General features: G+C 42.6%; 9 protein-coding genes. 2 read left to right on the forward strand and 7 right to left on the reverse strand.

Annotation, left to right across the window (positions count from 1 at the left end; genetic code table 11):
• Positions 1-158 precede the first annotated feature (158 nt).
• Entirely contained in the window at positions 159-1,451 is a 1,293-nt protein-coding gene (locus tag RH949_RS16675; RefSeq protein ID WP_157453039.1) for a class I SAM-dependent methyltransferase, read from the forward strand.
• Between the two features lie 381 nt (positions 1,452-1,832).
• Here the strand turns inward: RH949_RS16675 and RH949_RS16680 are convergent, their stop codons facing one another.
• The 3 genes from RH949_RS16680 to RH949_RS16690 all read right to left on the reverse strand — a co-directional run bounded on the left by RH949_RS16680 (position 1,833) and on the right by RH949_RS16690 (position 7,053).
• Positions 1,833-2,039, reverse strand: coding sequence for a hypothetical protein (locus RH949_RS16680; protein ID WP_446354646.1), 207 nt, complete (start codon positions 2,037-2,039; stop codon positions 1,833-1,835).
• 181 nt (positions 2,040-2,220) lie between these two features.
• On the reverse strand, positions 2,221-5,400 hold the full coding sequence (locus RH949_RS16685; RefSeq protein WP_446354648.1) for an efflux RND transporter permease subunit: 3,180 nt from the start codon (positions 5,398-5,400) through the stop codon (positions 2,221-2,223).
• Between the two features lie 201 nt (positions 5,401-5,601).
• The gene (locus tag RH949_RS16690) at positions 5,602-7,053 is read right to left on the reverse strand and encodes an efflux RND transporter periplasmic adaptor subunit (RefSeq protein ID WP_446354650.1); all 1,452 of its coding nucleotides are present in this window, start codon (positions 7,051-7,053) and stop codon (positions 5,602-5,604) included.
• A 424-nt stretch (positions 7,054-7,477) separates the two neighbouring features.
• On the opposite strand from RH949_RS16690, the gene RH949_RS16695 reads away from it, so the two are divergent.
• A complete protein-coding gene (locus RH949_RS16695; protein ID WP_446354652.1) occupies positions 7,478-9,130 on the forward strand; it encodes an alpha-amylase family glycosyl hydrolase in 1,653 nt (550 codons plus the stop codon).
• 210 nt (positions 9,131-9,340) lie between these two features.
• Here the strand turns inward: RH949_RS16695 and RH949_RS16700 are convergent, their stop codons facing one another.
• The 4 genes from RH949_RS16700 to RH949_RS16715 all read right to left on the reverse strand — a co-directional run bounded on the left by RH949_RS16700 (position 9,341) and on the right by RH949_RS16715 (position 12,823).
• Positions 9,341-10,657: a type II restriction enzyme gene (locus tag RH949_RS16700; protein ID WP_446354654.1), complete on the reverse strand. Its 1,317-nt coding sequence runs from the start codon at positions 10,655-10,657 to the stop codon at positions 9,341-9,343.
• On the reverse strand, positions 10,650-11,522 hold the full coding sequence (locus RH949_RS16705; protein ID WP_446354656.1) for a DNA adenine methylase: 873 nt from the start codon (positions 11,520-11,522) through the stop codon (positions 10,650-10,652). Before RH949_RS16705 ends, RH949_RS16700 begins: the two co-directional genes overlap by 8 nt.
• A 145-nt stretch (positions 11,523-11,667) precedes the next feature.
• Positions 11,668-12,114 carry an alfin gene (locus tag RH949_RS16710; protein ID WP_446354658.1) on the reverse strand — a complete coding sequence of 149 codons (447 nt, stop codon included), beginning with the start codon at positions 12,112-12,114 and terminating at the stop codon, positions 11,668-11,670.
• 55 nt (positions 12,115-12,169) lie between these two features.
• Complete coding sequence (locus RH949_RS16715; RefSeq protein WP_446354660.1) at positions 12,170-12,823, reverse strand: hypothetical protein; 654 nt, start codon at positions 12,821-12,823, stop codon at positions 12,170-12,172.
• Positions 12,824-12,908: the final 85 nt, after the last annotated feature.

The following is a 12,908-nucleotide window of genomic DNA, read 5'->3' on the forward strand; positions in this document are numbered from 1 at the left end:
CACGAACAGACTTTTGTATTGTTCCGGCGCGGAGGGGCATCCCGTGTCGTTAATAAAGCCAAGAGTCTCCTAAACAATAGTCGGATTGTCTTGGAAGCCTACACCATACCTGTACTCAGGTTGGTGTAGGAGTATGTCACAGAATCAGGCATTGATGAATGTCCCTAATTAGCAACAATCTCAACCGCATGAAGCAACTCGACGTTCTTAAAAATTACGCTAAAGCTGTAGCGATTGGTGCTTATGACCATCATTCTCCCGGTCTATTTGGTAAACATGACAATGTGAGACGGTTATGGGAAGACCGCTTTAACCGTAATGTCATGAGTCATTTTCTCAGTCCCCTCGTTATCCAGAAGCAAGACGAAGGAACTGATCTGCGGGTGATGGATTTGGGTTGTGGTGCAGGAGAAGGCTTAGGTATTCTGACGAGTTTACCTCAAACTCCGCCAACACTCGATGCTCAGATTAAGACTGTGCTGGATTATCAGGATATTGGTCACTACAAGGGTGTGGATATCAGTCCAGCGATGATTGAGAAAGCCGCAACTCTCCATGCTGACCACCCGCAAACCAAGTTTGAAGTCGCGGATTTGAATGAAGGGCTACCCATTGCTGCGGGGGAACCTGCCTACGATATCTACTTTTCTTCTTATGGGGCATTGTCACACCTCAACGATCGCTCATTAGCCAGAGTGATTGGCGATATTTGCGACCATATAGGAGACAAAGCCATTTTTGTGGGCGATTTTCTGGGTCGCTATTCCTATGAGTGGCCCCGTTATTGGGGCGAATCGGCTGGGAAACAATCCACGATGAATACCTACTCGATGTCCTACATCTATCCCCCAGATGCTAGGGGCGAAATTGAGGTGGAACGATTCGAGATTCGGTATTGGGGTGGCGAGGAGTTCGATCAGTTTATCCACGCCGTAGCGGAGAGTAAAGGGGTAAAGATTTCCCGACGACGATTGTGCGATCGCTCGATTTTGGTGGGTCGCCACATGAATACCCGTGAATTTAATCCGGAAGCGCCTCCAATTCGAGCGGCGATTAACTCTCTACATGAAATTAACTGTCGCACCGATTTGTCTCAGTTAATTTTTCAGTACAATCCTCATCCGGATCATCCTCACATCAATCGCTTCTTCTCCAATTTTCAAGATGCTTGGAATGCAGTCGTTTATGCCTGTATTGATGCTCTTGGTCAGTGGCGCAACCCCCATAAGTTATTAGCTGAACCGCAAGCGGGTTATCCCCCTGTTGTCCAAGACGCGATCCGTACAATTCGCAACGTGGTACGCACTGCACCGACACTGTGTTTTGAAGACCCTAGAGCCAATTTAGTTGAACCCCAACTTGCCTATTTGTTGCGGAATCTAGAGTGGAACTTCCAGCAAGGTTTGGGAACTGCCCATGGACTTTTGGTCGTCTATGAGTTTTCTAAATAATTCTTGACATTGTTGCATTTTTTGACTAATGAATGAGTAGAGATGTTCGGTGCAACGTCTCTACCGCACTCACTCAAGAATTAAGTATGTAGACCGAAATAGCCGAGAACTAAAGTTCTGGCTAAAAGCTAAAACCCGTTAAAACGGGTTCAAAGTCTTAAATTGCCAGCTAAAATTTACTTGGTTATACGAGGATCGCTATATAGCGCGTCTATTAAGCAGGTTTGCGGAAATAAATTCAACCTTATGGAGTTATGTAAACAAGCCTCAAACCCTTACAAAGGGCGTAGCTTGCTTCTCAAGGGTAGCGAGTATGACGAATGACAAATGACAAATGACGAATGACGATCTCAGCCGTTAACTTTAATTGTTCCCACCTACTTATGACTCTTCCGACACTTGCTCTAATTCTCGCAGCGCCTGTTGACCTGCACCCACGGCTAATCCCATCACACCGCCAATTGTGGCATATTGAGACATGGCATTGGGTCGCTGATCAGCATGATTAATTTCAGCCACGCCGATGCCTAAGATTACACCCGCAATACCTGTGATAACGCTGGAAAAAATAATTCGCTTACTATTCATTTTCCCTAACCTAAACTGAAAAAACTGTAGTAATTTGCTGTATTCTACGTTTACATTTACCAAAGATTAGGGAAACTGGGTAACTAAAGTCAATTTTTGCAACAAAATTATGGCTTTGTTAACATTAGATAATTTTTGTTCATCGTTTTTGATACATTTGGCGGCATTCCTTTAACAAATATTACCGCATTGTTACTTCAGGTTTCGGCTCAAGCTCTTGTGACTCCGGTGTCTTCTGGTTTTTGCCAGGGGAATTAAACAAGCGATCGCTCCCCGATTTGATCACAATATAGAGGATAGGAACCACAAACAGACTCAGGAACGTGGCGATGAACATTCCCCCGAACACCGCCGTTCCCAGGGATTGACGGCTTCCTGACCCTGCACCTGTCGCAATCACCAGGGGAAAAATTCCGAACAATGTAGAAATCGCCGTCATCAAAATCGGTCGCAAACGCTGCTGCGCCGCCTCAATCGCCGCTTTCCTCAGCGTCATTCCTTGGTCGCGTAGCTGGTTGGCAAATTCTACAATCAGAATCGAGTTCTTACTGGCTAAACCAATCAACATCACCAAGCCAATCTGACAATAGACATCATTCGGTAAACCTCGCAACGATTGCGCCATTAGCGCTCCCAAAATCGCCAAGGGAACCGCCAAGAGAATAATAATCGGGTCGATATAACTTTCATATTGAGCCGCCAACACCAAGAACACAAAGACCAAACCAAAGCCGAAAATAATCGTCGCTTGACCGCCAGACTGGATTTCTTCCAGGGATAACCCAGACCATTCATAGCCTAATCCTGGCGGTAATACCTCAGCAGCGACTTCTTCCATGGCTTGAATCGCGTCTCCCGAACTGACTCCTTGCGCGGCTGACCCATTAATTTCAATTGAGCGGAACAAGTTATAGTGATTAATGGTTTGCGCCCCTGTGGTTTGCGTCACCGTGACCAAATTCCCCAAAGGAATCATCTCATCCCGTGCTGAACGCACATAAAGTTGATTAATATCCTCTGGATTTGAGCGGAATTGGGCGTCAGCTTGGACATAAACCCGATAGGTACGTCGTTCTAGAGTAAAGTCATTCACATAACGCGACCCCAAATAGGTCTGCAACGTCTCAAAGATATCATCAATATCCACCTCCAACGCCTTCGCCCGGTTACGGTTCACCTCAATCTGCAACTGGGGGGTATTCGCCGCATAAGTACTAAACACCGCCTGTAACTGGGGATTCTGATTACCAGCACCGAGCAATTTTCCCATATTTTCAATTAGTGAATCTAAGCTAAAATTACCTCGGCGGTCTTGCAGTTGAAATTGAAACCCACCGAAACTCCCCAAGCCTGGAATTGAGGGAGGATTCACCGGAAACACTCTGGCTTCTTTAATCCCAAACAAAGCACCCTGGACTTTATTAATCACAGCTTCAGCAGACTGAGAGGGATCAGTTCGTTCTGACCAAGGCTTCAGCGTGGTAAAAACGATCGCGCTATTCGCCGTATTCCCACTAAAACCAAAACCGCCCACCGCAAACGTGGCTCGCACTTCATCCAGGGGTAAAATAATATCTTCAATCTGCTCAATCACGTCATGGGTGTAGTTGAGCGACGAACCTTCCGGTCCTTGGACAATCGTCATAAAATAGCCTTGGTCTTCATCCGGGAGAAACGCGGATGGCACACTATCGTAAACCCACACCGTTAGTGCCAATAAACCAATAAACACCACAATCACCAGAGTTTTCACGCGAGTCAGGATAATCAGAAATCGCCGATATCGCTGCTGCATCCCCTCTAAGAACCGATTAAATCCATCAAATAAGTGACCCCACAACCCTGTCGCCTCTGGCTTTTGCCGTAAGATTAAGCCAGACAGGGTTGGCGTCAGGGTCAGCGCCATAAACGTGGAGACGGCAATTGAAAAGGCAATGGTTAACGCAAATTGTCGGTATAACGCCCCCGTTGTTCCGGGAAAGAAAGCCACGGGAATAAATACCGCCATTAACACCAAGGATGTAGCAATAACCGCCCCCACCAATTCCCGCATGGAAATAATCGCCGCTTGTCGAGATTTAATACCTCCGCGTTGAATCTTGGTGGTGATATCTTCAACCACCACAATCGCATCATCCACCACCATCCCCGTGGCTAGAGTCAACCCAAATAAGGTCAAACTATTAATCGAAAAATCAAAAATCTTGACAAAGGCAAACGTACCAATTAGAGACACCGGAATCGTAATCGCCGGAATAATCGTAGTACGCCAATCCTGTAAAAAGACAAAAATAACCAACACCACTAATCCCACCGCTTTTAGCAGGGTGAACACCACTTCCGAGAGGGACTGGTTTACATAATCGGTCGTATCAAAGCCAATATCATAAGTCATCCCCGGTGGGAAATCCGCCGCCAGTTTTGCCATTTCCGCTTTCACCGCATCAGCGACTTCTAAAGCGTTACTCCCAGGAACGGTATTAATCCCCAACCCGACTGCTTCATTTGCCCGAAATCGCAGGAATGTGCCATAATTTTGCGCCCCTAATTCCACACGTCCAACATCGTTAAGTTTAATCAGGGTGCCATCTTCATCAGTGGCTAAAATCAGTTCCTCAAAGTCTGAAACCGTTTCCAAGCGACTAATTGCCCGTAAATCAATTTGATATTGCTGTCCCTCTGGCGCGGGGGGTTGACCAATACGCCCTGCACCCACCTGGATATTCTGTTCCCGCAATGCATCCACCACATCTTGAGCCGTCAGATTCCGACTAGCCAGACGCAGGGGATCAAGCCAAAGCCGCATCGCATAAGTACGTTCGCCAAAAATTTGCACATTTCCCACCCCATTCACTCGTTTTAGGGCGTCTACCAAATACAAGTTTGCATAGTTACTTAAAAAGAGATTATCGTACTCACCATTTTCTGAGTACAAACCAAATGCCATCAGGAAGTTAGCCGATTCCTTATTTACTGTGACTCCAGTTTGGAGTACAGATTCTGGCAATTGGGGTTCAGCTAAAGAGACACGATTTTGGACATCAACGGCTGCAATATCTTGATCTTTGTCTGGGGCAAAGGTGATATTGATCGAACTGGTGCCATCATTGCTACTACTAGATGTCATGTAGCGCATCCCATCAACACCATTAATTGCCCGTTCCAAGATAGTCGTCACCGCATTTTCCACGGTTTGAGCATCGGCACCGTTATAGTTGGCTTGGACGCTGACTTGTTTGGGACTAATATCAGGATATTGGGCAACAGGTAGCGTGGGAATACTAATTGCTCCAATTAGCAGGATGATCAGGGAGCAAACCGTTGTAAATACAGGTCGTTTAATGAAAAATTCAACAAACATTTTTTAGGGAATAGGGAAGAGGGAATGGGGAACACCTCGGCTTCGCTCGGTGTGTCATAGGGAATGGGGAATAGGTAATAGTAAAGGGCGACCCGACCTAATTGAAGGATTGGTGTTGGAAATTAGAGCAAGCGGGTCGCCCCTACAGTTTCCATAAGACAAATGACGAATGACAGATGACCAATGACATAAGACAAATAACTAAGAATCTGGAATAATCGCAGCACCATCGGACAAATTAAGGATACCGGAGACAACGATTCTATCGCCAGGTTCAATCCCCTCGATAACTTGGTATCGATTCCCTTGAATATTACCCAACGTCACAGGGCGTTGCTTGGCGATGAGTTCAGGTGCGCCCGGTTTGGCTTCCTCTGGCGGTTGGGCGACAAAGACAAAAGGTTTCCCCGCCAGACGCGATACAGCATTGACGGGAATTAACACACCCGGACGTTTTTCCCAGATGACTCGTGCATCCACTTTCTGCTGATCGTACAGGCTACCATTTGGATTAGAAAATGTGGCTTTTGTCAAGAGGGTTTGGGAATTTTTAGTCACTTGTGGTGAAATAAAGCTAATCTGCCCTGTGGCAATGGGTGGTTCAGTATCTGGGATACCTTGATTCCGTAGTTCAACGGTGAGTCCCGGGCGTATCCTCTCTTTTTGCTGTTCGTCAATGGGAATTTCGACTTCTAAGGTTTGGTTTTGAGTAATGGTGGTGAGGGTATCACCCACGTTTGCATAGTCTCCCACTTTGACGAGAATATCCCCAACCACCCCATTAATGGGAGCGACAACGCGATTAAATTGCAATTCTTCCTGCTTAACCTCCACATCCGCCCTGGCGCTAGACAGGTTCGCGGCGACTCTGGCTTCCGTGGCTTGGGCGGCTTGGACTCGTTGTTGTGCCACATTCAGGGCTTCCTTAGAGGCGGATAAGGCTTGGGCGGAGGCGTCACGGGCGGCGATGGCTTGATTGCGATCGCGTTTTTTATCATCGAGTTCTTGTCTGGGTTGAACCCCTTGATCTACCAACTGTTCAGCCCGTTGATAGTTCACCCGCGCCAGTTCTAAATCGGCTTCTCGGCTTTGCACTTCAGCCGCTTGGCGTCCCACTTCCGCTTTGAGACGGGCAATATCGGCTTGAGCGGCTCTGACTTCGGCTTGAGCATTATTCAGGGTAGCCGTTTGGGCATTAACATCCGCGATCGCACTTCTGAGTTCAGCTTCACTTCGTTCTGGCTTCAGTTGTAGAATTATATCTCCAGCTTGCACGCGATCGCCCGATGAAGCGACAATTCGGGTAATTCGACCCGCCGTTTCAGGTCGCAATTCCACCTTTTGTTCCGCCTCTAAGGTACTCACAAACTGAGAACTGTCTTCCAGGGTACTTGATTCGACTTGCTCCAGTTTTACCGGGGTGGCTTGAGGTTGCTGAGCAGTTGGGGGTGAGTTATTTTGCAGTAAAAAACGCCAAGCCGCCCAACCACCACCGCCGAAAACTAACAGGGTGAGTAACAACCCTAGCCATAATTTCGGCGTGGGTGATGATTTTCGTATGGGTTGGTCTGCCTCAGAGATAATAGAATCCGAGGATTCCCACTCTTGGTTTGAAGGTTCAGGAATAGAGGTTTGGGAGTCGGAGGATGCCATAGTTGTGTTCTGATGATGGAAGTAACTCGAATTGTAAGCGACAGTCCATCGTTAGATTGTGGGTTCAGATGGTGAGAACTGTCAGGCAATGCCATCCCCGGAGGGGTAAACTTGTCCTCACTTGTTTATATTACTTAAGACTTGAACAAAGTATATCCTCCAGTCGGGTGTATCGAGGGGTTTGGTTACCAAACCGATGGCGTTTGGATTCCCCACAGTCCGTGGGTACCTTGATTAATTTTGACCGTATTCAACAACGGCTTTGTGTTTAATGTTTCGTGCAGCTTGCTTGCCTGCATGATCGAAATAACCAGATATGGATTGCAATATCTATCTTCCGCTAGATAGCTATCCCTGTAAAATACCGCTTACGATAAGCATCATGTTTAAACAATCCTTATTTTACCCTAAGGGGGTCAAATAAATGGCTGCTCCTATTGAATTTGCTTTATTTGCTCCTTACAACGAAGGAGCCTCATTGGTTAGCTGTTTCTCAAATTGGGAAGAAATTCCCATGGAGAAAGATAAGCAGGGGTATTTTCGCACGTCCGTTGAACTTGAAGATGGTATTTATAAATACAAATTCCGGGTTCAATCCAAATCTTGGTTTTTTGAAGCCGATCAATGGGTAGATGTCAATGATCCCTACGCTACCGATATTGAAGATCCGACTCAAAACTGCGTCGTGCGGATCAAGGATGGAGAACGCATCGTCGATACTTACGTTTGGATGCATGATGATAAACCCCTACCTCCTGACCATGAATTAGTCATCTATGAAATGCATGTCGGTGACTTTTCTGGTGGCGAAGATGATGCTTATCCACGGGGGAATTACCAGCATGTTATTGAAAAATTAGATTATCTGGTGGAATTGGGAATTAACGCCATTGAGTTAATGCCTATCAAAGAATATCCCGGTGACTACAGTTGGGGGTACAATCCTCGCTACTTCTTTGCTACTGAGTCCAGTTATGGTTCTACAGATGAATTGAAACATCTGATCGATGAGTGTCATGCCAGAGGAATTCGGGTGATTATGGACGGGATCTACAATCACTCAGAAGCGGAAAACCCTCTCACTCAAATTGACCATGATTACTGGTATCATCACGCTCCCCGTGACCCAGATAACAACTGGGGACCAGAGTTTAACTACGAACATTACGACAAAAATCTAGAGACTTACCCAGCGCGGAAGTTTATCGGTGATGTGGTTCGTTTCTGGATCACTGAATATCATATTGATGGCATCCGTTACGACGCAGCGCGGCAAATTGCCAACTACGAATTTATGCATTGGATTGTTCAAGAGACTAAAAAAACAGCAGAGGCAAAGCCATTTTACAACATTGCTGAATATATTCCCGACAATCCCAGCATCACCAATGTTGATGGACCGATGGATGGTTGCTGGCATGATAGCTTTTATCACACGGTCAAACCTCATATCTGTGGTGACAGGTTTGATTTAGAATCTCTTAAGGATGTGATTGATTGTAAGCGTCAAGGCTACCTGGGAGCGACTAATGTTGTAAATTACCTAACTAACCACGATCACGAACGCCTGATGGTTGAGTTAGCCAATCGGGAAATCTTTGATGAAGAAGCTTTCAAACGGCTCAAGTTAGGGGCAGTTTTGTTAATGACAGCAGTCGGTATTCCCTTACTCTGGATGGGTGAAGAGTTCGGGGAATATAAGCCGAAATCTATGGAATCGAGAAAGATTAATTGGCAACTACTGAGTAATGATTATAATCGCGGGTTGTGCGACTACTATAAAGGGTTAATCGGACTGCGAAAAAACAATCAGGCTCTCTATGCAGAGAACATTAATTTCTTCTTTGAAGATGCAGACACCAAAGTTATGGCGTATGTGCGCTGGAATGGTGAAGGCTCTCGTGTTGCTGTCGTTGTCAATTTTTCTGATAATTTCCTCACTGGATATACTCTTTCCAACTTTCCGGAGAATGGAATTTGGCACGAATGGACAGGTAACTATGAGGTGGAAGCCAGCAATAACACTTTAACCCTTGACCTTGGCGGATACGAAGCCAAAGTGTTTGTCTGGCAGTAAGCCATCCAATCCGCGATCGCATCTTTGTAGGGTGGGCAATGCCCACCCTATTTTTATGAATAACATTAAAATTTTTGTCAACACAAAGCCATAAAAAGCAGTTAGCGATCGCAAAAATTCACGCATTCGCAACATTCGTAGGGACTCTCGCATTTGCGCCCAGATTTTTCGGTTCGACGGCTAAATTGCCGTCGCGAATTCTTCGCCCTGTCAAACATCAGATGTCAATTTCAATATCCAAGCTATCCATCCACGAACAGTACTAGAGCGTCTTTCTATAGTTGTTTGACTTATACCTAAATCACAAGTTGACATAATTTCACAAACCTCATTTTTTTCAGGAATCTCTCCATTGCTCATAGTAGACTCAAAGGTTTTATAGAAAGCTTCATGCTCTAATATTTTTCTAATTAACGCACATATTTTCACTTTATAGCTTTTATTCAGAATGTCTGTTCCTTCCGAAGTCAAGCAAAACGTTACTTCTTTGGTAGTGGGATCTCTATATTTATCAGCTAGTCCCAGATATCTGGCAGCATCTGTGTAGTAATTAGTCTGTCTTGCATCGAATTCATAATTTACTGTAATTTCGTCTTTAGTTAATTCCCTGTTTAGTAAAAGGGAAAGTAAATCTATTATTCTATCAAACTCATCGGCTTGTGGAAAGGGTATCTTTGGGGGTTCAGGAACTAAAACAATACACTTAAAAATCTCTGATATATCTTCTGATGTTATGCGTTCAGGTGTCATAATATAGTCCTTTTTTTCTACTAACGTTATAGAATTATATCTTAAATCATCAGTAAATTCATATATAAAGCAACTAAATATGCTAGTTAAATTAGAATAAGTTATTAAAGCGGGTACTACTTTTTTATTAATCTTGTTTGACCAAAGCCTATATGGATAATAAAGTTGTCTAATCAAAAAATCTTTAACTTCACCCATTTTGGCTTCTACTATTAAAAAATAATTATTACTTTCAAATCCTGCATCTATTTCACATTGAGAATTTGAAACAGAAATATTATAGGCATCTTCATTTAAAGTATTTTTGACAAAAAAACAAAAATTACCTGTGGACATTCTACCTGAAACTGTATAATGGACTTCTCCGTCATCTAGTAAATCAGCTATAATACCTGTATTAAAAGCACAACTTAGCACCGAGCTTTCTGAAGATAAATTTGTATAGTCTATAGTTTCTAGTTCGGTTGGTTCAACCCCAATTGGCTCTAAACTCGATTCATACTTAACTTTTAAATAGGCATCAAAATATCCAATTTTGTATTTATTCCTAGAAACAGGTAGTATAGAGAGATTGTTGTCTTTAAAAATCTTCGGTCGGTTAATAGAGTGGTCAAACTTTGCCATTAACCGACTTTCTCTAAACTGATTTATTGTAGCAGAGTCTATTTCAAAGAAACCGTCTTGAGAGAGTCTGTCCAAAACTGAATAGTCTTGAAATATTTTCTCCCAAGCTACATCATTCTTCGTTTTTTCGGTTTCTTCGCGTGAGTTATTCATAATTTTTTACTAAAATTTCATCCACTCTACCTCTTTTACTGGGATTTGAGTTTATCGCTCTAATCGCAGATACTTGAGTGTGGTTGTAGTCACGGTACAAATCGACAATAAAATCCGTGTAAGCATTACTGAGTAAAACTTTACAACCTCGATGGTTTAACTCATCAACTGTTTCTTTTAATCTTTTTTGTTCATCTCGATTAAATTTATTGACATCATAGCCTGTAAATGAAGCGCTATCGGAAATGGGATCATAAGGTGGATCGAAGTAAATAAAATCTCCTTTATTTGCTCCTTGAACAGCTTCTTCAAAATCTATATTTGACAGTTTAACTTGGTTATTATTTAAATATTGGCTGACAGCTCTTAACACAGCTTCTTCTAAAATATTCGGTTTTTTGTATCTACCAAAAGGTACGTTGAACTGACCTTGAGAGTTCACTCTGAATAGACCATTATAACAGGTTTTGTTCAGGAATATAATTCTTGAAGCTCGTTGGACTGAAGTCTTATTGTCAAAACTTTGATCACGATCCCAACTTCTAACCGCATAATAGTAATTCTTTTCATTTCTATGATAATTTAAATCATCAATGAGTTCATCCAACGAGTCTCTCACTACTTTATAACAATTCATTAGTTCTGCATTACAATCATTAATCACAGCTTTTTTGGGTTGCAGGGCAAAGAGGAGCGCTCCTCCACCCACAAAAGGCTCATAGTAGGTATGCCGATTTGGGTTGTAATTCTTAGGTAAATGGTTTTCTCGAATTACTGGAACTAGCTGTCTTTTCCCTCCCGCCCACTTTAAGAAAGGTTTTACTAGCTTTTTTGATTTATTTTTTCCCTTATTTGTCGATGCCATTTTTTGCTGTTCACAACTAATAATCTCTAACAGTACTATTGTACCCTAAAGGGGGTATTATATTTTTAAATTCTAAGAAGCTTAAAAGAGTTTATCAACAAAATATATTTCGTCATAAAAATTTATTTTAAATTCATTGCCAATATTACCAATTTAATCTACATTCGGCTTCATCAAATTCTCCAGAAAGGCTAAGTTCTACTATTGTTCCTATAGTATTGATTTGATTTATTGTTTTAAGCTTATCTTCTCTGGAAAGGGAATTTATGCCATAGAATATAGTTGCCAACAGCCAAGCATCAAGTCTTTTAGCTAAATCGAGCGTCCAGTCATATCTTTCTTTTACACTCGGTTGATAACCTACTGTGGGATAAGGATTGCTTTGCTCTTGATTAGGTTTAAATGCAGGAGGGCATGGAACTTCTATAAACCCGGGCAGCATTTCTGTGAGTTCCTGAAGAATAGTAATATCTTGCTCTATGTCAAGTAAATACCAGTTAAAAGCACTGCTATCTTCTATAGTTGGTATAAAAAACAAGTCTTCCCCTCTTTCATAAGTATTACAGGTGTTCCATAAATCATAACTTTCCAAGACTTGGCTTATGCCATTTATTAATTCAATTGGTTTATTGGGGATTTCGCCTTCATCAATAAAAATTTTGTCTGGATTTTTTTTTTGGGATTTTACTCAATATTTCTGTTGTCAGCGAAGAATATTCAATTCTGTTACTCCAGGTTAATTCACAATCTAAATTGCTAAATTTTAATGTGCTACATAATTCAAATAAACTCTCTTTCTCAAAAATTTTATGCATAACATCTAATCGAGCTTCTGTTGCAAGCAAATTTGATTCATACACAACAGCAGCCATTAGCCATGAATCTATAACCTTTGCTAATTCTAAAGTCCACTCATATCTTTCCAATTGAGTAGGTTGATAGCCAGTTAGTGGCTCAGGACAACCAGCTTCATAAGAGTTGACACGAAAAGCTGGGGGTAAGGGGATTAAGTATAGAATTTCAGTTTTCAAAAGAGTAAAGCTATTCGTGGTTTTATTAAATTGCTTTAAAGATATATCTCCCCAAGCAAAATATGAAGATCTAGTGGGAGCCACAAAAAACAGAGGATTATCCTCGCTATCAGTGTTGCAAGCATTCCATAACTCCTGAGAAGACAGTTCAGAGAGAACCTGCTGGCGACAGTTTAAATAATTCTCAATAATTGCATTTTCTGAGTTAGCCATTTTAGGGAAAAGTAACAAGTTTGCAAAAGAGACAATATTGCTGATATGATTATACATCAATGTAAGTGCATCTATTGTACTCTAATTTGTTGGCAAAATCGGTATTAGGCACACACCAGTCCTGTTAGTCAAGCCTTCTGCT

Origin of the sequence: Coleofasciculus sp. A1-SPW-01 (genome assembly GCF_040217205.1) — a bacterium.
In the GTDB taxonomy this organism is placed as follows: Bacteria; Cyanobacteriota; Cyanobacteriia; order Cyanobacteriales; family Coleofasciculaceae; genus Coleofasciculus; species Coleofasciculus chthonoplastes_A.